Origin of the sequence: Corynebacterium jeikeium, from assembly GCA_003955985.1 — a bacterium.
Taxonomy (GTDB): domain Bacteria; phylum Actinomycetota; class Actinomycetes; order Mycobacteriales; family Mycobacteriaceae; genus Corynebacterium; species Corynebacterium jeikeium_D.
Genome location: CP033784.1, coordinates 353562 through 375401, shown reverse-complemented (window position 1 = coordinate 375401; position 21840 = coordinate 353562). Strand labels below are relative to the sequence as shown.

Sequence of the window (21840 nt, the reverse complement as noted above, 5' to 3'; positions counted from 1 at the left end):
AATATTCACATGTCATAAACCTAGTCACTTTCTCTATCCCCGACCCTAAGAGAAGGCCCGGGAGCGCAAGCTGAGGACTACTCAGCGGCTCCAGCGACTCCAGCGCCCCCCATCAAGCCCGCCAGCCCCATCAGGCACGCCAGCCTCTCCAGTCCGCCCCCACTGGCCATCAGCCACCCGCCGCGGGCCTAATCGATGCTCACGCCGACCCACACCGGCTCGGGCACCAGGGTCACGCCGAAGGCCTTTTCCACGCCAGCGCGCACATCGCGCGCCAAAGCCACCAAGTCGGCGGCGGTCGTAGGCGTACCGTCGCCGGACTCCCCGCGGTTGGTCAGGGCAAGAGTGTGCTTAGTCGACAGTCGTGCGGGCGCACCGTCACCGGGGTAGCCCTTCGGGAACCCGGCGCGCTCGATAAGCCACGCCGCCGAGAGCTTCACGGCTCCCTCGTGGCCGGGGCCAGCGGGGAATGCGGGCATATTCGCGGCCTCATCGGCCCCACGCAGCGCGGCAACCTTTGCACGCACGGCCTCCACCGAGTTCTCCGGAATGATCGGGTTGGTAAAGAAAGAACCCGCCGACCAGGTATCGCGGTCAGCATCTTCGAGCACCATGCCCTTGCCCCGGCGCAGCTCAAGCACCTTTTCGCGCACCAACTCAGCCGGCCTGCGAATCTCGCCAGCCGCAGCCTCGGCCTCGTCGACGCCCAGGCGCCGCGCCAGTTCGCCATAGCGAAGTGGCGCGGACATGCCATCCACACTGAGCTCGAACCGCACGGCCAGCACCACTGCCCGTGCGGTGAACTTCAGGTTCGAGTAGCGGTAGGAAAGGTCGAGAGACTCCGGTTCCACCCACTCGACCGAGCCGGTTGCGCGATCGTAAAGCTGCACCGAGTCCAGGACCTGCGACACCTCAGCACCGTAGGCGCCAACGTTCTGCACCGGAGTGGCTCCGGCCGATCCCGGAATACCCGACAGGCATTCAAGGCCGCCAAAACCTGCGTCGACACTCATCTCCACGACCTCGTCCCAGACCGCACCGGCCTCGGCCTCCACGATTGCCGACACGGACTCCAGCCCGTGTCCGCGAGTGCTCATGGTCACGTTGTCGGCCTCGATCACCACAGCCACCAGCGGCTCGAGTTCATCGGCCACCACCAGGTTGGATCCGCCTCCCACGATGAGGAGGGGCACGTTAGCGTCGTCAAGCGTGCGTACAACATCGACCACAGCGTCCGTCGTGTTGCACCGCACGACCGCGCGTGGCACCCCGCCAAGGCGGAGCGTCGTCAAATCCGCGAAAGCGGTATGCGTGCTGAGCTCCACCCCCTCTAGCCCCGCAAGCCCATCGATGGCTTCTTCCATGTCGGAGGTCAGGTGAATTGGGTTCGGCGATTGGTCGAGATTTTCCACGCCCCTAGCGTAGTGCAAATTACGTATCATCAAGCGCATGAGTACGACTAACACGCACACCGTCAACTTCGACCAGCCGATTGAGAAGGTTTACGAGGCCCTCACCGACGCCGGTTTCTGGGAGAAGGTCGCAAACCGTTTCTCGGCAGCTGACGGCAAGGTGGAAAAGTTCGAGACCACCGACGCTGGCACCACCGTCGTGATTCGCCAGACCGTCTCTGCTGACAAGATTCCGGCGCAGGCACAGAAGTTCGTCAAGTCCGGGGTCGGCATGACGCGCACGTTCGTCATCAGCCCGCTTAACGACGACGGCGCGACCTCTACTTTGACCACAGAAGCTTCGGGCGTACCGGCGTCCTTCAGTGCGTCCCAGAAGCTCACCGCCCAGGGTGAAGGTTCCGTGCTGACCACCAACTCCGAGTTCGCCATCAACGTGCCGCTGCTCGGTGGCAAGCTCGAGGAGAAGGCAGCTCCGTACCTGGAGCGCGTCCTCAACGCTGAGACCGCTGTGCTGGCGGACTACGTCACTAAGTAGGTTGCGCAGCGGGGCACACCGAGGCGGCACCGGGGGCGGACACCCGGGCGAAGAAAGGTGGTAGCGACGGAGCCGTCGTTAAGCAAGACTGGGAACCATGAGTTCTGCTAAACGCTCGTCGAGCGTCAAAGTCCTGCCCACCGTCCTCGGTGTCATCATCGTGGTGGCACTCATTGCGATTGCCGGCGAAATCGGCGTCCGGATGTTCGTGAGCAAGGAGATTTCCGACGGCTACCGCACCTCCGCCGAAGAGCGTGGTGCGACGGTCACTGAAGACCCCAAGGTTTCTTTCGGCACCCGCCCGATGCTGCTCGCCTTGGCCACCAAGTCAGTGCCCTCGATGGATCTGTCCACTCCGAACACACTGGAGGTCAAGAACCCGGAAGCGCTGGGTAGCGCACCGGAGATCAACGGTGACCCGGCAGCGGAAGTGCACCTGGAAAACGTGGATCTGAGCAATCGTGCGGATCCGACCGCAGAGTCGCTGCGAGTAGACGTCACAATCCCACCTCAGCTGCTGCAGGCGCTAATTAACCGGGAAAGCGGTGTACGCGCTTCCACAATCACGCCGTTGCCGGACGAAGGCCTGTTCAACATTGAATTCGCCTCCGGATTTGCGACCTCCAAATTCCGCCCGATTGCCAACGGCGGCCATATCGAAATCAACTTGGAGGGCGGCTCAATCCTCGGCTTAAACCTCGATGGCCTGGCCGGCTGGCTGGGAGAAGCGAGCGGTACGCTGTTGAGCTACGATATCGGCCACGGTATGCAGGTGGAGGAAGCGCACGTCACCGGGGAGGGCCTGGCGTTGACGCTGACGGGCGCAAATCTGCCTTTGTCGACCGTGAGCGAACTTACCTTTAGCTAGCAGGTAAGATACCGAGAATGACTCGCTCTCTCATCACCGCAAATAGCGGTACTCCCACCGAGCGCCAGTACATCTTCTCGCTCGGCTGTCCAGACCGTACCGGTATCGTTTCCACCCTGTCGACCTTCCTGTCCGACATTGGTGCGTGGATTACCGAAGCGGACTTCTTCTCCGACCCGGAGACCGGATGGTTTTTCACTCGCCAGGCGGTCCGCGCCGACGCGCTCGACCTGACGGTAGAAGAGCTGCGCGAGAAATTCGCCGAGCTCGTCGGTGATTGGGGCCCTGAGGTCCGCTGGAAGGTCACCGACAACGCTGTCCCGAAGCGCGCTGTCATCCTGGTGACCAAGGAAGGCCACTGCCTGCAGGATCTGCTCGGCCGCGTCGCACAGTCCGACTATCCGATGGAAATCGCTGCAGTAATTGGTAACCACCGCGATCTGGAGCCACTGGTCGCAGCGTATGACATTCCCTTCCACCATGTGCCCTTCCCCAAGGATGCCGTCGGCAAGCGTAAGGCATTCGATGAGGTCGCCGAGATTGTCGACGCCGAAAACCCGGATGCCATCGTGCTCGCACGTTTCATGCAGATTCTGCCGCCGGATCTGTGCGAGAAGTGGGAAGGCCGCGCAATCAATATCCACCACAGCTTCCTGCCGTCGTTCATGGGCGCGCGCCCGTATCTGCAGGCTTATCGACGTGGTGTGAAGCTCATCGGTGCCACCTGCCACTACGCCACTGAGGACCTCGACGATGGTCCGATTATTGAGCAGGACGTCATGCGTGTCTCCCACAAATACACCGCTGCGGACATGCAGCGTGAAGGTCGCGATGCGGAGAAGCAGGTCCTCGCCCGCGGTTTGCGCTGGCACCTGGAGGACCGTGTGCAGGTTTACGGCAACCGCACCGTGGTGTTCCAGTAGGTTACCGTGGCGTTCCAGTAGGTTACCGTGGCGTTCCAGTAGGTTTTCGGGGAGCCAGACCTATCCCTATCCCCTCCCCCAGAAAGAAAGTGTCTGGGTTTATGACAAAATCACCGGGTTTTTCACCCAGAAACTGTCATAAACCCAGACACTTTCTCAGTTGTGCGGGCTAACACCCGCCCTGGACTAACACCCGCCCGGGACTAATAACCGCCCTGTGCGTTCGACAAAATGTCCTTGATCTGTGGGCGAACATCCAACCAGTAAATCCCCGTGATGACTAGTCCGGCAATCAGCGGGATGCCCAGCATTGCCCAGCCCAGCCACGGCAGGAGTAGGAAGATAGCCGAACCGACCAGCATGCCGGCCCAGACGTTGCGGCTCTTGCGGTCTGCAGCGTCAAAGGCATCCGCGCGGGTGGTGATGACAAGCACCGCACCGATTAGCGCCAAGATGCCGATGACAAACGGAATGGCGAACTGAAACAGGACGTCCACATAGACGGAAATTGCCATCAGCGGCGAATCCGCAAGACTGGGCAAAGATGGTAACAGGCGCACCGGGGGAACAACTCCTTTAACAGGGATGCATTGCTTTTTACATGCTAACGCACACGGTCTGATGTGCTGGGTTGTGCTGCTAAATAGCCCCAAACACCAAGGTCGACAGGGTGTAAATAGCCAAACCGGCCAGTGATCCGACAACAGTGCCGTTAACGCGAATGAACTGCAGATCGCGACCGACCATCAGTTCAATCTTGTCGGAAGCCTCATCGGCGTCCCAACGCTCGACGGTCTCGGAAATGATCGAGGTAATCTCGCCCGCGTAGTTCTCAGCGATGAAGACGACAGCCGCTTCCAGACGGCGGTCCATTCGTTTGCGCAACTCAGGATCGGACTGGATTCGCTCGCCGTAGCGGGCGGCCGTTTCCGAGACCTTCCGACGGAGCAGGGAGTCCGGGTCGCGGGCAGCGTCGACAAGCTTTGCGGATGTTGATGCCCAAATCTTCGCCGGTGCCTGTGTGACAGCGGCGGACGAAAGAATGTCAGTCTTAATTTCTTCGACCTTGGCGATGGTCTTCTCGTCGTTCTGCAAATCAACGGCGAGCTGCGTGAGGAAGCGGTGGAGCGCCAGGCGCGCGTCGTGCTTAGGGTCATGCTGCACCTGCCAGGTCCAATCAACCAGCTCGCGATAGACCTTGTCGCCGATGAGATCGTTGACAAAGCTCGGTGCCCAGGAGGGGGCGCGCTCTCCGACGAGTCGGTCGATAAGATTCTGCGAGCCCAGCGACTTCCGGTGCAGCCACTCAGCCATCTGCTGGACAATAGGCTCGGTGCGCCCTTCTTCGATCAGCTGCTCGAGAACCTTACCCGCTGGTGGCCCCCACTCCGGGGCTGCAACTTCGTCGATGACTGCTGACTTCAGCACTGCGGCGGCATCGTCAGGATTAATCGCCTCCAGCACATTTCCGGTGAACTTACCGACCTCTGCGGACACTTTGTCGGCGTTTCCCGGCGCTACCAGCCATTCGCCGATACGCTCAGGAATCTCGGCCTTACGCACCTTGTCCACAATCAAAGCGGGGTTCAGGAAGTTATCACCGACGAACTGCGCCAGGGACTCACCGACCTGGTCCTTCTTGCGACGGACGATAGCGGTGTGTGGGATAGGAATGCCGAGCGGGTGGCGGAACAGAGCTACGACTGCGAACCAGTCGGCGAGGGCACCGACCATGCCAGCCTCAGAAGCAGCGCGAACGTAGCCCACCCACGCGGGCACAACTTCGCCTGCGGATAAGTGTGAAGACTCAATACCGCGGCATGTGAAATACACAGCGGTTGCGATGACCAGCAGCATCGTAGCGAAGGCCTTAGCCTTACGCAGTTGCGCACGTTTTTCCGCCTCAACCTCTGGTGATGGCCCGGGAACTTCGAGACGGTCCGAGACCGTATCTACAGCTGCCGGGAGCTTAGCGGGGTTGTTATCCATGTGTATAGATTAGGCGCCGAAAACGCGAAAATGCCACCGCGCCGCAGTCCGCTGTTGGTGAGAGAGGTACTTCTCAATACTTCCCTACCCCAGCGCACTGTGCACAGTGGCATCAACTGTGGAGGTGCTAGTTCAAAAGGCTAGCGTTGCATCCGCCTAGAGGCGAGCCCCTTTAAACTGGGGCAAGCCTTTAGTGGTGAGTGCCGAATTCCTTTCGGTAAGCCTTGTAGTCACGACGACCGATGGAGATGCAGGCCAGACCCGCAATAACCATAACCAGTCCGACTACCAGGCCAGCCCACATGAACACGCTGCCGTCGAAGTTCCAACCACCGGTGTAGTCGGTGTAGTTGGCGGCATCCTTAGCCAGGAAACCGTTGCTGTGAGAGGCAGCAGTCTGGTCGGCAAAAACGGTCGTTGCGAGACCGAAAATGAAGGTGCCCCAAGCCGCCAGAGAGGCGAGCATGAGTCCCATGCCAATCCAGGTAATGCTCTTGTGAAGCGAGGAGTATTCGGCATTCATGCTCTGAGGCACGTAACCGTCGACGAAGTGCTCTTCGCCCTGGTAACGCTTGACTGCATTCGCCATAATCTATGTCCCTTCTGGAAAACTCTAATCGAGAAAGAGTTTAGTCGTCCTTACCGCGGAAGAACGAACGAGCTCGTTCCTTGGTAACGGCGGCAACCGCAGTCAGCGGGATACCGGCCGGGCAGACATCAGCACATTCACCATAGAGGGAGCACGGACCGAAGGTGCCTTCGACCTCGTCAACCATCTTGCGAGCACGCTTGCCACGCTCTTCCTTACCCAGCGGGACCAGGGAGAGGTGAACCAGCTTTGCGCCGGTGAACAGGTGTGCAGCACCGTTCGGGCAAGCTGCCACACAAGCACCACAGCCGATGCAGGCTGCGTGGTCAAGTGCGAACTCAGCGGTCTCGTGGTTCAGGTGCAGAGTATCTGCATCCGGAGCGGTACCAGCGTTGATGGAGACGTAGCCACCCTGCTCGAGGACACGGTCCAGAGCGGAGCGGTCAACGACCATGTCCTTGATGACCGGGTATGCGGCGGAGCGCATCGGCTCGATCTTCAGGGTGTCACCATCGCTGAACTGGTGCAGACGCTGCTGACAGGTCGGGGTGTTCTGGCCCGGGCCGTGCGGACGACCGTTGACGTTCAGACCACAGGTACCACAGATACCCTCACGGCAGTCAGATGCGAACGCGAACGGCTCCTTGCCGGACTCGACGTACTTGGAGTTGACGTGGTCAAGCAGCTCCAGGATCGACATCTCTGCGACGGCGTCGTCAACGTCAACGGATTCAAAGTGTCCCTCGACGTTCGGACCTGCTTGGCGCCAGATTTCAAGGTGCAGTTTCATTACTTGTAGTTCCTTGTCATGAGCGGGACGGCTTCGAAGGTGAGCGGCTCGGCGTGGCGAATGAATTCGTGACCGGACTGATCCCATGCAGGACCATTGTTGCCTCGCTCCCATGCGGAAACGAAGCACCAGTTAGCGTCATCGCGCTCTGCCTCGCCATCTTCGGAGATGTGGTCATCGCGGTAGTGAGCACCGCAGGACTCATCGCGGTCGAGGGCGTCGACACACATGAGCTCACCGAGGTCGATGTAGTCAGCAACGCGGTTAGCGTACTCGAGCTGCTGGTTCATCTCGTTCGGCTCACCCGGGATGAAAAGGTCAGACCAGAATGCCTTACGCAGTTCGCGGATCTCCTCGATACCGCGAGCCAGGTCTTCCTTGTTACGAGCCACACCACAGTCGCGGTAGAGAATCTCACCGAGCTGACGGTGGAAGTACTCAGCGCCGTGCTTACCCTGGATGCTCATCAGCTTGTCCAGGCGAGCCTGAGCGCGGTCCAGTGCTTCCTTGGCCTCCGGGGCATCCTCAGCCAGGCGGTCGGTACCGAGCAGCGGGCCAAGGTAGTTCGGAATGGTGAACGGCAGGGTGAACCAACCGTCGACCGAACCGGACAGCAGGGAGTTTGCACCAAGACGGTTTGCACCGTGGTAGGTCCAGGATGCCTCGCCACCGGTGAACAGACCCGGGATGGAGGTCATCTGGTTGAAGTCAGACCACAGACCACCCATGGTGAAGTGGCAGGTCGGAGCAATACGCATCGGAACCTTGTACGGGTCCTCACCGATTGCCTCTTCGTACATCTGAATCAGGTTCGAGTAGCGTTCCTTGATGACCGGCTGGCCCAGGCGCTCAATTGCGTCACGCAGATCCAGGTAGACGGAGTTCTTCAGCGGACCAACACCGTAGCCGGCGTTAATCTGCTGAGAGTTGGCACGGGAAGCGACGTCACGCGGGACGAGGTTACCGAATGCCGGGTAGCGACGCTCCAGGAAGTAGTCGCGCTCGTCCTCCGGGATGTCGTTGGCCGGGCGCTCGTCGCCCTTCTTCTTCGGGGTCCAAATACGTGCGTCGTTACGCAGGGACTCGGACATCAGAATGGTCTTCGACTGCCAGTGCGCGTTAACCGGAAGACCGGTCGGGTGGAACTGGATGAAGGACGGGGATGCGAAGTAAGCACCCTGGTCGTATGCACGCATGATGGCCGAAGCGTTGGAGTTCTTGGCCAGCGTGGACATGTGGTAGACGTTGCCGTAACCGCCGGTAGCCAGAATAACTGCGTGAGCAGTGTGAACGGTCAGCTCACCATTGATGAGGTTACGCATGATGGCACCCTGGCAACGGCCGTCGGCGACGATGATGTCAACCAGCTCGTTGTGGGTGAAGATCTCGACGTTGCCGAGACCAATCTGACGCTGCAGAGCCGAGGTAGTCGACAGCTGCAGCTGCTGACCCGTCTGACCACGGGTGTAGTACGTACGGGAGACCTGCACACCACCGAAGGAACGGGTTGCCAGGGTACCGCCGTACTCGCGAGCGAACGGAGCACCGATTGCATTCAGGTGGTCGATGACGCGGACGGACTCGACAGCCAGACGCCAGCAGTCGTTCTCGCGGCAGCGGTAGTCGCCGCCCTTAACGGTGTCCTTGACGTGGCGGTAAGCGCCGTCGTTGTCGACCTTCTTACCGCGAGCGGAGTTCACACCACCCTGTGCAGCAATGGAGTGCGCACGGCGCGGAGCGTCGTGGTAGGTGAAAACCTGCACGTCGTAGCCGAGCTCACCGAGGGCAGCAGCGGCAGCGCCGCCAGCCAGGCCGGTACCGACGACCATGACGCGGAACTTACGACGGTTCAGCGGCGAAACCAGGTTGGCGTGATCCTTCTGGTACTGCCAGTGGTCCTTCATGGAGACCTTGTCACCCGGGGAGTTATCGGACAGAACCTTGCCGATCTTGACCCCGTCGACAGCGCTTTCCGGCGCGCGGAAGTCCGCAGCGACGGTTGCTTCAGTGTTAGTCATAGTAAATTTCCTCCTCGACCTACGAGACCAGACCGGTCAGGACGGCGACTGGGATGAAGATGTTGCCGACAACAACCAGCAGCGGCAGCAGGCCGGACAGGAACAGCAGAACCTTGCGCCAGCGCTTACCGGTGATACCGAGGTCGGAAGTAGCGGTCCACAGACCGTGGGACAGGTGCAGCAGCAGAGCGAGCTGAGCAATGATGTACCAAACAACAACACCCGGACGCGAGAAGGACGCAACCACGTTCTGGTATGCCTCACCGTGCTCGAAAGAAGACGGAGAAACGCCAGCACCGATGGTCAGGTCCAGCAGGTGGAAGATGATGAAGGCCAGCAGCACGATGCCGGTGATCACCATCGAACGTGCAGTAAAGGTGTTCCAGCTGGACACCATGCCCTGACGGCGGAACTTGCCGCGGGACTGCTTTGCACGTGCAGCCAGGGTGAGGCCACCGAAAATGTGCAGGACAATAGCTACCAGCAGGACAATGCGGAAAATCCACAGAATGCCCTCGTTCGGAACTGCCGGAGCACCGACAGTGCGTAGGAAGGTCGCGTATGCGTTGAAGTCTTCCTCGCCAGCGAAAATCTTCAGGTTACCCAGCATGTGGACAATAACGAAGAGGCCAAACAGCACGCCAGTGACGGCCATGGTCAGCTTCAGAGCCCATGAAGGGTATTTAGGCTGCTCGCGCAGCGGTTCTACATTAATTTTGCCGTGCGCGATTGCGTCACGGTTTGAACTTTTAACAGTCATGGCACCTCCAGTGTCATATTCACTCTAAAGTCACACAGCGCCTGGTAAACATTTTTCCCCCTTTTGGGTGGGGATTTTCACAGGTTACCTAGGTCTTTTCTCCGCCTTTTCTCAGGTTATCGCATTTTAGCCACTTCTGACGTCGTCGCTGCATAAACCCTCTCCCCCACCATAAAAACGCCCCTACCCCGACTTTTGCCGATTTTTCCCCCGCCCAAACTAGCTAATAACGCAACATAAATAGCACGAAAATAAAAAACCGCCCACTTTTCTCAGGTGGACGGATTTAATACTCAATAATTATGTTGCGAAATTCTTTATTTTTACCCCTGCCGAATTCCCCAAAGGCCCAAACAGCCACCCCCAACAGGCAATCCCCCCCTATTGGCACCGTGTACGGCCGAAGCCGTCCGACTAATCCTCGCTCTGATCCGAGTTCGCCATCACCACGGTCAACGGCTCCGGACCAATGATCACCTCATGTCCTGCGACCATAATCGGCCCAACCTGGTGGTCTCCCTCCTCCAGGACGACTTCCACCGTGCGGCCGCGCACCGTCACTCGGATACGACAACCACGAATAGTGACTCGGTACGTCAGACCACTCCAGTCCTCCGGCAGACGCGGGTCAATACTGTAGCGGCCGTCATGATCGCGGAAACCACCGAAACCATAGACCAGGGACTGCCACACACCACCGGCAGATGCGACGTGGACACCATCGGCAGCGTTGCCATGCAAGTTCGCCAGGTCCACATAGAGTCCGCGTAGGAAGAAGTCCATTGCCTGCTCCTGCAAGCCCAACTCGGCCGCAACAATGGACTGCACAACGGCGGACAGCGAGGAATCACCGGTGGTGAGCGGATCGTAATACATGTAGTCTGCGCGCTTTTGTTCCGTCGTAAAGCGATTGCCCATGAGGAACAGTGCGAGGACGACGTCCGCCTGCTTAATGACCTGGTGACGGTAAATCGTCAGCGGGTGGTAATGCAGCAGCAGCGGGCGCAGCGGGCCAACTTCGGGATCGTCGAGATTCCAGCGCTTACGCAGCAGGAACTGGTCATCCTGAGGGTGAATGCCGAGCTTCTCATCGAACGGGATGTACATCGCCTCAGCGGCCTGCTCCCACTCTTCAACCTCGCGCTCAGTGAGGTCGAAGCGGTTGGTCAGTTCGCGATAGGCAGCAGGGCGATCACGCTTCATCTGCTTGACGACGTCCGCAGCAACCCGCAGGTTATACTGCGCCATCACGTTGGTGTACAGGTTGTTGTTCACCACCGTGTTGTACTCATCTGGACCGGTGACGCTGTGAATTTGGAACTCTCGCTGCTCGGCATCAAAGAATCCCAACGACATCCAAAACCTGGCCGTGCCGAGCAACAGATCCGTGCCCTCCTTGAGCAGGAACTCCTCATCGCCGGAGGCATAGACGTACTTCATCATCGCGTACACGATGTCCGCATCGATGTGGTACTGCGCCGTGCCGGCCTCAAAGTAGGCCGAGGACTCCTGACCATTGATAGTGCGCCACGGGAAGAGGGCACCGTCGTGCGCCAGTTCGTCGGCACGCGCCCACGCGGCTTCGAGCATGTCCCAGCGGAAACGCATGGCATTGCGCGAGAATTGCGGCGACGTATAGGTAAGGAATGGGGTCACGTAGATTTCCGTGTCCCAGAAGTAGTGGCCGCCGTAGCCGGTGCCGGTCATTCCCTTGGCCGGGACGCCTTGGAATTCGGCGCGGGCGGCGGCCTGGATAATCTGCCAAATGTTCCAGCGCACTGCCTGCTGAATCTCCGGCTGATTGTAAATGACCACGTCAGAGCGCTCCCAGAAGCGTTCGAGCCACTCCTCCTGGTTCTCCATCAGCCCCAGCATGCCGATGCGGCCGACGCGGTTCAGGGTGCGCTCACAGCGGAATGCCAGCTCTTCGGCACGCACCTTACGGGAGGAGTGGTACGCGACCAGCTTCTCCAGGCGTATGACAGTGCCGACCGGCGCATCCAGGTTGAACAGGGAGCTGGCCACATCCGGCTCGGTCGACTGCGAAATCTCTACGAACGGCTCCGTGCCGTCGGGAGTGCGGACAGTAAAGGTGTGGTCCATGGAGGTAGCCACGGTCATACCGGAGTTCGCGCAGCGGTAGCCCAGCGTCGAGCGCTGCCCGTGCGCCGATTCCGACTGAAATGCCGGAATGAGAACGCGGTCTTCCAGCGCCTCGGCGCGACGGGGATCCAGTTCGGTGCCCTGCGCCTTAGCGGCATCGTGGTATTCGTCCTCGCCGTCCTGGCGGTTGAGGATCTGCGAGTTAATCATCACCGCAGCATCCGCATCCAGCAGCTCGACTTCCAGACTCATCGCGGCGACATGCTTTTCCTGGAAAGACACCATGCGCTCAGAGGTGACGCGAACGCGCTTGCCACCCGGGGTGCGCCAAATGAACCGACGACGCAGCACGCCCTCGCGGAAATCCAGGCTACGTTCGTAGTCGCTGACCTCAGCATTGCCGAGACGCAGGGGCTCATCGTCAATGTAGAGACGCATTGCCTTAGCGTCCGGAGCATTGACAATCGTCTGCCCCTGGCGGGCTAGGCCGTAGGCGTCCTCGGCGTGCCTAATCGGCCAGGTCTCATGCAGACCGTTGATATAAGTGCCGTGCTCACTGGAGTCACGGCCCTCCGGCGGGTTGCCACGCATGCCGATGTACCCGTTCGACAGCGCAAACAGCGTCTCGCCCAAACCGAGCGGGAGGCCGTTCGGCTTCGTCTCAATCAGACGCCACTCATCGACCGGAGTGATGTCTCGGTCCATGAGTCCCTCGGCATTTACAAGGTGGTGGTGCTTATCCGCACGATCCGCCGGGAAGTTACGACGCTGCTTACGACGAACTGGGGACACCGTCTCCTCCTGTTTTTCAGCCTCTGCGGTCTCCGCGTCGTGACCCTGCCCCTGCGGAATCACACGCTCAGTCTCGTCGACTGCTGCCGTGGTCGAATCGTTGGCCATGATGCCTTCCGGTTTTGTCTCAGCCATTTGTCACGAGCCAGCCTAGACGAGTGCCGCCAAGTCACTGACCACAACGTCGGCGCCCGCTCGGCGCAGCGCTTCCGCACCAGCACCGCGGTCAACACCAATGACCAGACCAAATGCGCCGGCTGCACCCGCTTGCACACCACTGATGGCATCCTCGACCACCACAGCATCGCGCGGCGCCACCCCCAGATTCTTCGCCGCGTACACGAAAGTATCGGCGGCTGGCTTACCCGGCAGGTTGTTCTCATGCGCCACCACGCCGTCAACAATCTCCACGAACCGCTCACGCAGCCCAGCGGCCGTCAGCACCGGCACCGCGTTCTTCGACGAGCTAACCACCGCCAACTGCGGTTTTTCGCTTGCCGACGAGTCCCTCGCGCCCTGTAACTCGTCGAGCAGCGCAACCGACCCCGGGTAGGCCTCAATTCCCCTCTCGACTCGCGCCAAGAAGTCATCATTTTTGCGCTTCCCGAGCCCGACAATCGTCTCGTCTTTCGCTGTGTCCTCATCGCTACCGTGTGGCAGCGAAATGCCGCGAGATTCCAGGATTGCTGCGATGCCCTCATCGCGGCGGCGGCCATCGAGGTAGGTGAAGTAGTCCTCCTCTGTGTAGGCCGAGACACCCTTGTGCTCGAAGTAGTCGCTAAACATGTCCGCCCACGCCTGCTCGTGAACATCGGCAGTAGGGGTAATTACCCCGTCGAGGTCAAAGAGGATTGCGCCCGCGCTATGGAGGAATTCTTTGGCCTTGGCGAGGTTGGTAGCACTGTCGGTCGTGGAATTAGTCATGGGGGGTCGCAGCTCCTTGGACGTTGCAGACTGCATATTCTCAATTAACTTCCCAATCAACGCTAGCAACGTTGCCCCTACCCCGCTTGCGAACCCGGGTATCTCGAATCCGAGAATCATGGTGCGCTTCCCCCAAAAACAAAACTGCCGGCGCGCATGCGGAATTGGCATCAGAGGTTAGCCAATACCACCTACACACCGGCAGTTTGGATATCTATTTTGTTATTGCAGGCTCGGCAGCCGCAGCCCGACCAAGAATTAGTCCTGGTCGATGCCCTCGCGCTTCTTGAACTCCAGGCGACGGCGGTGCAGGATCGGCTCGGTGTAACCGGACGGCTGGTTCACACCATCGAGGATGAGCTCCTTGGCAGCCTGGAAACCAATGGACTTGTCGAAGTCCGGGGCCATCGGCAGGTATGCCTCATCGCCCTCGTTCTGGCGGTCAACGACCTCGGCCATGCGCTGAAGCGAATCGATGATCTGCTCCTCGGTGACAACACCGTGCAGCAGCCAGTTAGCCAGAGTCTGGGAGGAAATACGCAGGGTAGCGCGGTCCTCCATCAGGTCAACATCGTTGATGTCCGGCACCTTGGAGCAGCCAACACCCTGCTCAACCCAGCGGATAACGTAGCCCAGGATGGACTGGCAGTTGTTGTCCAGCTCGTTAGCCTTGTCCTCATCGGACCAGTCAGCGCCCGGCTCGCCAGCCTTAGCTGCCGCTACCGGGATGGTGAGCAGGTCACCCATGGAGTCGCGGCGACCGTCGGTAAGCAGCTTGTCCTGAACGCCGAAGACGTCAACCTCGTGGTAGTGGGTAGCGTGCAGCACACCACCGGTCGGGGACGGAACCCATGCGGTGGAAGCACCCTGCTTCGGCTGACCGATCTTCTGCTCCAGCAGCTCAGCCATCTGCTCGGTCATGGCCCACATGCCCTTGCCAATCTGAGCCTTGCCCTGCAGGCCGTGTGCCAGACCGGAGTCGACGTTGTTGTCCTCGTAAGCCAGCATCCACGGAGCGGTCTTCTGAACAGCCTTGCGGAACATCGGACCAGCCTGGATGGAGGTGTGGATCTCATCACCAGTGCGGTCCATGAAGCCGGTGTTAATGAAGACGACACGCTCGGAAACAGCCTTGATGGCGGCGTCCAGGTTGACGGAGGTACGACGCTCCTCGTCCATCAGGCCGACCTTCAGGGTGTTGTGCGGAAGACCCAGCAGCTTCTCAACGTCTGCGAACAGCTCGTTGGTGAATGCAGCCTCATCCGGGCCGTGCTGCTTCGGCTTCACGATGTAGATCGAACCGGTACGGGAGTTCTTACGTGCGTTGTCCTGGTCCAGGCCCGGGATTGCACACACAGCGGTGACGACGGCATCCATGATGCCCTCGAAAATCTCCTCGCCGTCGCGGTCGAGGATGGCCGGGTTCTGCATCAGGTGGCCGACGTTACGGACCAGGTTCAGGGAACGACCGTGCAGGGTGACCTCGGAACCGTCAAGCGCGGTGTAGGTGCGGTCGTCATTGATGGTACGGGACAGCTTCTTGCCGCCACGGGTGAACTCGACTGCGAGGTCACCGACGTTCAGACCCAGCCAGTTGGTGTAACCCAGGGTCTTGTCTGCAGCGTCAACTGCGGCGACAGAGTCCTCGAGATCCATGATGTTGGTGACAGCGGCTTCCAGGATGATGTCCTTGACGCCAGCCTTGTCGGTCTTGCCAACCGGGGACTCCGGGTCAATCAGCAGCTGGATGTGCAGACCGTTGTGCTTGAAGTAAATGGACTCCGGCGCGTCCTTGTCACCGGTGTAGCCGACCAGGGTCTCCGGCTCGCGCAGACCGGAGGTAGCGCCGTCTTCCAGGGTTGCCTGCAGGTGACCGTCGACGATGTCGTAAGAGGTGACGTCCGCGTGGGAACCGTCGACCAGCGGCAGAGCCTTGTCCAGGAAGTTACGACCCCATGCGATAACGCGGTCACCGCGGACCTTGTTGTAGCCCGGGGTGTCCTTCTCCGCACCGCCATCTTCAGGAATAGCGTTGGTGCCGTACAGCGCGTCGTAAAGCGAGCCCCAGCGTGCGTTCGCAGCGTTGATGGCGAAACGGGCGTTGAGAACCGGCACAACCAGCTGCGGGCCAGCCGTGGAAGTGATCTCGGTGTCGACGTTAGCGGTAGTGACCTGGAAGTCACCCGGGTTGTCAACGAGGTAGCCAATTTCCTTCAGGAATGCGACGTACTCATCCTGATTCTGCTCGCCCGGGTGTTCCTTGTACCAAGCGTCGAGCTTTTCCTGCAGCTCATCGCGCTTGGCCAGCAGCTCGCGGTTGCGCGGAGTGTACTTAGCGACAATGTCACCGAAGCCGTTCCAGAACGCGTCCTTGTCCTCAATGCCGGCGGCGGGGAGTGCGGTGTCATTAACGAAGTCGTAAAGAACCTTCGCGACCTGCATTCCACCTGCCGAAATACGCTGTGCCATTGCTCTCCTCAAAACTATTGATTGCAATTTGCCCATCCAGCCACGGCCACGTCAGCGGCTCACACTGGATGCGTTGTTCCCCTACTGTATGTGATTCGGCGCACTTATGAACCGTCTTTTTCCATAACCGCCAACCGCCAGCCCGGTATAGCGCCGCTCACATTTGCCATTTCATTCGCTTTACGACGAGCACCCTGCGAACAGACCCCACCCCTCCCCAATGACCATTCGGGCATTCAGTCCTGACGCCACAACCAGCCCTCCCCCACCCGCATTGACTACAGCATCCCCGGCACTCTTTCCTCCAGCCACAGAACACCACACACAATGGGAAAGTGTCGCGCCTCACAGACATTTACTATTGCGACCTGCATATCAACGGCCAGCGACCAATCACGTCGCTACAGCCTCCGCCTTCAAACCAGACCATAAAAGCGAGATGACAACCGAGACCCTGGCCACTACCCAGGGATGCTCCGGCGGGGTACTGACGGTGTAACGGCAGTGTATTTAGAAGCCCGTTTCCACCTTTACGGCCGTAATTTCGGGGGTAGCGAAACACCCCCTAAACCCCAAACACTGTTAACGGCCAGCTTTGATAAATACCAAAATATAAATCACCCCAAAGCGGGGGGAACATTATTCGCGAGTCCGCCATAGGGAAATAACAGTACAAATGTACCGGCCGGTCACAGGCGAAAATTGTTAAAGCCAAGCTACACATCACAATGTTTGCAATCTTCACAAGTGTTATCCGTATTACATACTTGAATTCACATCGGAAGCTGCTTGACGAACGTAGCGCTATGCCCCAAAATGTGAGACATGGCACGCGGAAGCGGACATTGTTTTTGTTCGCGTGTTTGTGTGCAGGGGTACAGCACTTTGCTAGCGCCCCCTGCATTCACGTGACACCGCGGTCACTATCGGGTCAGCCTGTAGATCGGTTCTGTCGGAATTGTTCTTAAGTCAGCACCCGGAGTTCAAAAAGCAAGCAAAAGGAAGTGACTCCGTTTATGTCTAACGTTGGTAAGGCACGTACCGCCGCCGAAATCCAGAAGGATTGGGACGAGAACCCGCGCTGGGAAGGTATCACCCGCGACTACACCGCTGAGCAGGTCGCTGAGCTCCAGGGCACCGTCGTCGAGGAGAACACCCTCGCTCGCCGTGGCGCTGAGATCCTGTGGGAAGGCGTCAACGTTAAGGACGACTCCTACATCAACGCTCTGGGCGCACTGACCGGTAACATGGCCGTTCAGCAGGCTCGCGCTGGCCTGAAGGCTGTCTACCTCTCCGGTTGGCAGGTTGCTGGTGACGCTAACCTCTCCGGCCACACCTACCCGGACCAGTCCCTGTACCCGGCTAACTCCGTGCCGAACGTCGTTCGCCGCATCAACAACGCTCTGCTCCGCGCAGACGAGATCGCTCGCATCGAGGGCGACGACTCCGTCGACAACTGGCTGCTGCCGATCGTCGCTGACGGTGAGGCTGGCTTCGGTGGCGCTCTGAACGTCTACGAGCTGCAGAAGGCCATGATCAACGCTGGTGCCGCTGGTACCCACTGGGAGGACCAGCTTGCTTCTGAGAAGAAGTGTGGCCACCTGGGCGGCAAGGTCCTGATTCCGACCCAGCAGCACATCCGTACCCTGACCTCTGCTCGCCTGGCTGCTGACGTCTCCAACACCCCGACCGTCATCATCGCCCGCACCGACGCTGAGGCCGCTACCCTCATCACCTCCGACGTTGATGAGCGCGACCAGAAGTTCATCACCGGTGACCGCACCTCCGAGGGCTTCTACCACGTCCAGAACGGCCTGGAGCCGTGCATCGCGCGCGCAAAGTCCTACGCTCCGTACGCTGACATGATCTGGATGGAAACCGGTACTCCGGACCTCGAGCTGGCTAAGAAGTTCGCTGAGGGCGTCAAGTCTGAGTACCCGGACCAGCTCCTGGCTTACAACTGCTCCCCGTCCTTCAACTGGTCCGCTCACCTCGAGAAGGACGAGATCGCCAAGTTCCAGAACGAGCTGGGCAAGATGGGCTTCAAGTTCCAGTTCATCACCCTGGCTGGCTTCCACGCCCTGAACTACGGCATGTTCGACCTGGCTTACGGCTACGCTCGCGAGCAGATGTCCGCATTCGTCGACCTGCAGAACCGCGAGTTCGAGGCTGCCGAGAAGCGCGGCTTCACCGCTGTCAAGCACCAGCGCGAGGTTGGCGCTGGTTACTTCGACCGCATCGCCACCACCGTCGACCCGAACTCCTCCACCACCGCCCTGAAGGGCTCCACCGAGGAGGGTCAGTTCTAAGTCACTCGGCTTAGGGCTTAGGTCTAAGACCTAGCTTCAACACCCAGCGAGGGCTGCACCTGCAGCCACCGCTGGGTGTTTTTGTGTGTTCATCGACGTGTCGACTCCGGGCCGTCGTGAAGCGTGCCTGAGAACCTCAGCACCTACACACGTAAGCAAAGGTTGCAACGGTTTTCTACACAAGTTCAGCAAAGCCCGCGATATGCTGGGCAGTATGTCGAAAACCTATGTCGGATCCCGCCTCCGCCAGCTACGCCGCGAGCGCGACCTCAGCCAGGCTGCGCTCGCACAGGCGTTGGGCCTCTCGGCTAGTTACGTCAACCAGATTGAGCACGACGTCCGCCCGCTGACTGTGCCCGTGCTGCTCCGCATCACGGACACATTCGGCGTTGACGCGACTTTCTTCTCCCGAGATGACGACTCCCGCCTCCTCGCTGAGGTCCAGGACGTGGTAATGGACAAGGAGATCGCTAAGTCTCCCATGGATCTGCAGGAGATCTCGGAAATGGTTCGCGACCACCCTGATATCGCCCGCATCATGGTGGACATTCACCGCCGCTACCGCAACGTCACGGACAAACTCTCTCTGGCCACCGAGGAGCGCAACTTCGGCAACAGCACCGACACCGCCTCCGGTTCACAGGCGCTGACCATGCCTCATGAGGAGGTCCGCGACTACTTCTACGCCCGCCAGAACTACATCGCTTCGGTCGACACCGCCGCTGAGGAGCTGGCCCGCGAGCTGCGCATCACCGACGAGACCACCGATGTGGTCTCTGTGCTGGCCGACAGGCTGTCCAACGACCATGGGATTCGGATTGCGCTGGAATCGTCGTTAGGCGATGTGCAGCACAGCCTTGATCGGCGGACGAAGACGCTCTACCTCGCGCGGCACCTCTCGCCGGGACAGCGGGCCTTCCGCATGGCCACGGAGCTGGGGTTTTTGGAGCAGGGCGAGACCATTTCCGAGGCCGTCGCGTCCGGGCATTTCATGTCGGAGGAGTCGCGGAAGCTGGCGCAGCGCGGAGTCGCGACGTATTACGCGGCGGCGCTGATTCTGCCGTATGAGTCGTTCCATGCGATGGCTGAGTCGAAGCGCTACGACATCGAGCTGTTGTCGCGCACTTACGGTGTCGGCTACGAGACCATCTGCCACCGATTGTCCACGATGCAACGCCCCAGCTTGCGCGGCATCCCGTGGACATTCGTGCGCGTCGACCGCGCGGGCAACATGTCCAAACGTCAATCCGCCACGGGCTTCCACTTCACGCATTCGGGCGGTACCTGCCCGCTGTGGAACGTCTACGAGACTTTCTCCTACCCCGGCAAAGTCATGCGGCAGGTCGCGCTCATGCCGGATGGTCGGCCGTACATGTGGATCTCGCGGACCGTGGAGCATCACGCGGCACGTTTCGGCAAGCCAGGTAAGGTTTTTGCCATCGGTTTGGGCTGCGAGGCCCGTCACGCTGAGCGCACCGTGTACGCCGATGGTCTCGATCTCGCGGACCTCGACGCCGCCACTCCAATCGGTGCCGGCTGCAGGGTCTGCTCCCGCGAGGCATGTCCGCAGCGCGCGTTCCCGCCGATCCATCGCGATATCGACATCAACATGCACCGCTCCACCGTCTCGCCGTACTAGTTCGCTTTACGACGGGCGCGGAGCCGGCCTGTTTGCGGGGGCTTGGTTCGCGCAGGATGCTCCCCCCCCCCAAAAAAAAGGAAGACCCAAAAAGAAAGTGCTTAAGTTTATGACACTTTCGCACCGATTTTCACGGTCAAACTGTCATAAACTTAAGCACTAACTCGTATTTGCCTGAACCGGGACCAGCCCAGTGAGAGCCAGGACCAGCGAAAACTGGCCCTAGGCCAAAGCCACAACCTCTTACAGGTTGATCATCTTGCCCATAACGCCCTCGGCTGCTTCCTTCATGGCCTCGGACATGGTCGGGTGAATGTGAACGGCGCGGCCGATTTCCTCAGTGGTCAGCTCGTACTTCTCCGCCAGAACCAGCTGCGGCATGAGCTCGGAAACGTTGGCGCCCACCATGTGGCCACCCAGCAGCTCGCCGTATTCGGCATCTGCAATGAGCTTCACGAAACCAACCGGCTCCGCCAGACCCTGCGCCTTACCGTTGGCAGAGAACGGGAAGGTGGAGACCTTAATCTCGCGACCGTTCTCCTCTGCCCACTTCTTGGCCTGTGCCTCGGTCTTACCGAAGGAACCAACCTGTGGGTTACAGAAGGTTGCGCGCGGCATCATGTTGTAGTCCGGGATTGTCTCGGTCTCGTGACCCGCCATGTGCTCAGCTGCAATAACGCCCTGTGCCTCAGCGACATGTGCCAGCTGCAGCTTCATGGTGACGTCACCGATGGCGTAGATGTTATCGACGTTGGTGCGCATGTACTCGTCGATGACAATCTCGCCGCGCTCGCCCAACTCAACACCAGCCTTGTCCAGGCCGATACCCTCGGTGCGCGGTGCGAAGCCGATGGAGACCATAACGCGGTCGACGGTCAGAGTCTGCTCGTCGCCGCCATCCTTGGCCTCGACCTTGACCTCAACCGAGTCACCATTGTCCACGATGGAGGTGGTCTTGTGTCCGGTCATGAGCTTGACGCCCAGCTTCTTGTATTCCTTGGCAATAACCTTGGAGACGTCTGCGTCCTCGTTCGGTAGAACGTTGTCCATGAACTCGACGATGGTGACATCCACGCCGTAGTTAGCCAAGACGTATGCGAACTCCATACCGATGGCGCCAGCGCCGACGATAACCATGGAGTCCGGCAGCTCGTCGGAGAGAATCTGCTCTTCGTAGGAAACGATGTTGCCGCCGACCTCAACGCCCGGCAGGGAACGGACGACAGAGCCGGTCGCAATAATCGCCTTATCGAAGGTAATTTCCTTGCCTTCGTCATCGCCATCAGTGATGGCCATGGAGGTCGGGCCAGTGAATTCACCGAAACCGTTGATTTCGGTGATCTTGTTCTTCTTCATCAGGAAATGAACGCCCTTGACAATGCCCGCGGACACCTTGCGCGAACGCGCGTGTGCGGCACCGAAGTCAAAGGAGACATCGCCGGAGATACCGAAGGTCTTAGCCTCATGGTTGAAAATGTGCGCCACCTCGGCGTTCTTTAACAGAGACTTGGATGGAATACAGCCAACGTTGAGGCAGACACCGCCCCAGTATTGCTTCTCCACCACGGCAGTCTTCAGGCCCAGCTGGGATGCACGGATTGCTGCGACGTATCCGCCAGGACCGCCGCCGAGTACTACAAGATCAAAATGTTCAGCCACGTGCACAAGTCTACGCACGACTTGTCTTTACTTCACGCGCGAGTCCCGGTTTTACCTACTG

16 protein-coding genes are annotated in these 21840 nt (G+C 59.7%); 5 read left to right on the top strand and 11 right to left on the bottom strand.

Annotation, left to right across the window (positions count from 1 at the left end):
- Positions 1–188: 188 nt before the first annotated feature.
- Positions 189–1442, bottom strand: a complete 1254-nt coding sequence (locus EGX79_01600; protein ID AYX82674.1) for a UDP-N-acetylmuramate dehydrogenase — start codon at positions 1440–1442, stop codon at positions 189–191.
- Positions 1443–1449: 7 nt separating this feature from the next.
- Here EGX79_01600 and EGX79_01595 point away from each other — a divergent pair, with 7 nt between their 5' ends.
- From EGX79_01595 to purU, 3 genes are all read left to right on the top strand, one after another.
- The gene (locus tag EGX79_01595) at positions 1450–1947 is read left to right on the top strand and encodes a DUF2505 domain-containing protein (protein ID AYX80991.1); all 498 of its coding nucleotides are present in this window, start codon (positions 1450–1452) and stop codon (positions 1945–1947) included.
- A 97-nt stretch (positions 1948–2044) separates the two neighbouring features.
- On the top strand, positions 2045–2815 hold the full coding sequence (locus EGX79_01590) for a DUF2993 domain-containing protein (GenBank protein ID AYX80990.1): 771 nt from the start codon (positions 2045–2047) through the stop codon (positions 2813–2815).
- 17 nt (positions 2816–2832) lie between these two features.
- The gene (gene purU / locus EGX79_01585; protein ID AYX80989.1) at positions 2833–3738 is read left to right on the top strand and encodes a formyltetrahydrofolate deformylase; all 906 of its coding nucleotides are present in this window, start codon (positions 2833–2835) and stop codon (positions 3736–3738) included.
- 203 nt (positions 3739–3941) lie between these two features.
- Here the strand turns inward: purU and EGX79_01580 are convergent, their stop codons facing one another.
- From EGX79_01580 to EGX79_01540, 9 genes are all read right to left on the bottom strand, one after another.
- Positions 3942–4253, bottom strand: a complete 312-nt coding sequence (locus EGX79_01580; protein AYX82673.1) for a DUF2516 family protein — start codon at positions 4251–4253, stop codon at positions 3942–3944.
- Positions 4254–4377: 124 nt separating this feature from the next.
- Complete coding sequence (locus EGX79_01575; GenBank protein AYX80988.1) at positions 4378–5727, bottom strand: DUF445 family protein; 1350 nt, start codon at positions 5725–5727, stop codon at positions 4378–4380.
- Between the two features lie 190 nt (positions 5728–5917).
- On the bottom strand, positions 5918–6316 hold the full coding sequence (locus tag EGX79_01570; GenBank protein AYX80987.1) for a hypothetical protein: 399 nt from the start codon (positions 6314–6316) through the stop codon (positions 5918–5920).
- A gap of 40 nt (positions 6317–6356) precedes the next feature.
- Positions 6357–7106 (bottom strand): succinate dehydrogenase/fumarate reductase iron-sulfur subunit, encoded by a 750-nt coding sequence (locus EGX79_01565; protein AYX80986.1) that lies wholly within the window; start codon positions 7104–7106, stop codon positions 6357–6359.
- Positions 7106–9124: a fumarate reductase/succinate dehydrogenase flavoprotein subunit gene (locus tag EGX79_01560; GenBank protein AYX80985.1), complete on the bottom strand. Its 2019-nt coding sequence runs from the start codon at positions 9122–9124 to the stop codon at positions 7106–7108. Before EGX79_01560 ends, EGX79_01565 begins: the two co-directional genes overlap by 1 nt.
- A 19-nt stretch (positions 9125–9143) precedes the next feature.
- Positions 9144–9884 carry a succinate dehydrogenase cytochrome b subunit gene (locus EGX79_01555; protein AYX80984.1) on the bottom strand — a complete coding sequence of 247 codons (741 nt, stop codon included), beginning with the start codon at positions 9882–9884 and terminating at the stop codon, positions 9144–9146.
- 414 nt (positions 9885–10298) lie between these two features.
- Positions 10299–12914, bottom strand: coding sequence for a glycoside hydrolase family 65 protein (locus EGX79_01550; protein ID AYX80983.1), 2616 nt, complete (start codon positions 12912–12914; stop codon positions 10299–10301).
- 15 nt (positions 12915–12929) lie between these two features.
- Positions 12930–13631, bottom strand: a complete 702-nt coding sequence (locus tag EGX79_01545; GenBank protein AYX82672.1) for an HAD family hydrolase — start codon at positions 13629–13631, stop codon at positions 12930–12932.
- Between the two features lie 330 nt (positions 13632–13961).
- On the bottom strand, positions 13962–16172 hold the full coding sequence (locus EGX79_01540; protein ID AYX80982.1) for a malate synthase G: 2211 nt from the start codon (positions 16170–16172) through the stop codon (positions 13962–13964).
- A gap of 1016 nt (positions 16173–17188) precedes the next feature.
- Between EGX79_01540 and aceA the strand changes: the two genes are divergently transcribed.
- Both aceA and EGX79_01530 read left to right on the top strand, forming a co-directional pair.
- Complete coding sequence (gene aceA, locus EGX79_01535) at positions 17189–18481, top strand: isocitrate lyase (protein AYX80981.1); 1293 nt, start codon at positions 17189–17191, stop codon at positions 18479–18481.
- 202 nt (positions 18482–18683) lie between these two features.
- A complete protein-coding gene (locus tag EGX79_01530) occupies positions 18684–20120 on the top strand; it encodes an XRE family transcriptional regulator (protein AYX80980.1) in 1437 nt (478 codons plus the stop codon).
- Positions 20121–20363: 243 nt separating this feature from the next.
- On the opposite strand, the gene lpdA is transcribed toward EGX79_01530, so the two are convergent.
- Positions 20364–21779: a dihydrolipoyl dehydrogenase gene (gene lpdA, locus EGX79_01525; GenBank protein ID AYX80979.1), complete on the bottom strand. Its 1416-nt coding sequence runs from the start codon at positions 21777–21779 to the stop codon at positions 20364–20366.
- Positions 21780–21840: the final 61 nt, after the last annotated feature.

Excerpts from the sequence above, each read along its gene's own strand:
- EGX79_01600 (AYX82674.1), bottom strand. The coding sequence starts at position 1,442 with ATGATACGTAATTTGCACTACGCTAGGGGCGTGGAAAATCTCGACCAA.
- EGX79_01595 (AYX80991.1), top strand. The coding sequence starts at position 1,450 with ATGAGTACGACTAACACGCACACCGTCAACTTCGACCAGCCGATTGAG.
- EGX79_01590 (AYX80990.1), top strand. The coding sequence starts at position 2,045 with ATGAGTTCTGCTAAACGCTCGTCGAGCGTCAAAGTCCTGCCCACCGTC.
- purU (AYX80989.1), top strand. The coding sequence starts at position 2,833 with ATGACTCGCTCTCTCATCACCGCAAATAGCGGTACTCCCACCGAGCGC.
- EGX79_01580 (AYX82673.1), bottom strand. The coding sequence starts at position 4,253 with ATGGCAATTTCCGTCTATGTGGACGTCCTGTTTCAGTTCGCCATTCCG.
- EGX79_01575 (AYX80988.1), bottom strand. The coding sequence starts at position 5,727 with ATGGATAACAACCCCGCTAAGCTCCCGGCAGCTGTAGATACGGTCTCG.
- EGX79_01570 (AYX80987.1), bottom strand. The coding sequence starts at position 6,316 with ATGGCGAATGCAGTCAAGCGTTACCAGGGCGAAGAGCACTTCGTCGAC.
- EGX79_01565 (AYX80986.1), bottom strand. The coding sequence starts at position 7,106 with ATGAAACTGCACCTTGAAATCTGGCGCCAAGCAGGTCCGAACGTCGAG.
- EGX79_01560 (AYX80985.1), bottom strand. The coding sequence starts at position 9,124 with ATGACTAACACTGAAGCAACCGTCGCTGCGGACTTCCGCGCGCCGGAA.
- EGX79_01555 (AYX80984.1), bottom strand. The coding sequence starts at position 9,884 with ATGACTGTTAAAAGTTCAAACCGTGACGCAATCGCGCACGGCAAAATT.
- EGX79_01550 (AYX80983.1), bottom strand. The coding sequence starts at position 12,914 with ATGGCTGAGACAAAACCGGAAGGCATCATGGCCAACGATTCGACCACG.
- EGX79_01540 (AYX80982.1), bottom strand. The coding sequence starts at position 16,172 with ATGGCACAGCGTATTTCGGCAGGTGGAATGCAGGTCGCGAAGGTTCTT.
- aceA (AYX80981.1), top strand. The coding sequence starts at position 17,189 with ATGTCTAACGTTGGTAAGGCACGTACCGCCGCCGAAATCCAGAAGGAT.
- EGX79_01530 (AYX80980.1), top strand. The coding sequence starts at position 18,684 with ATGCTGGGCAGTATGTCGAAAACCTATGTCGGATCCCGCCTCCGCCAG.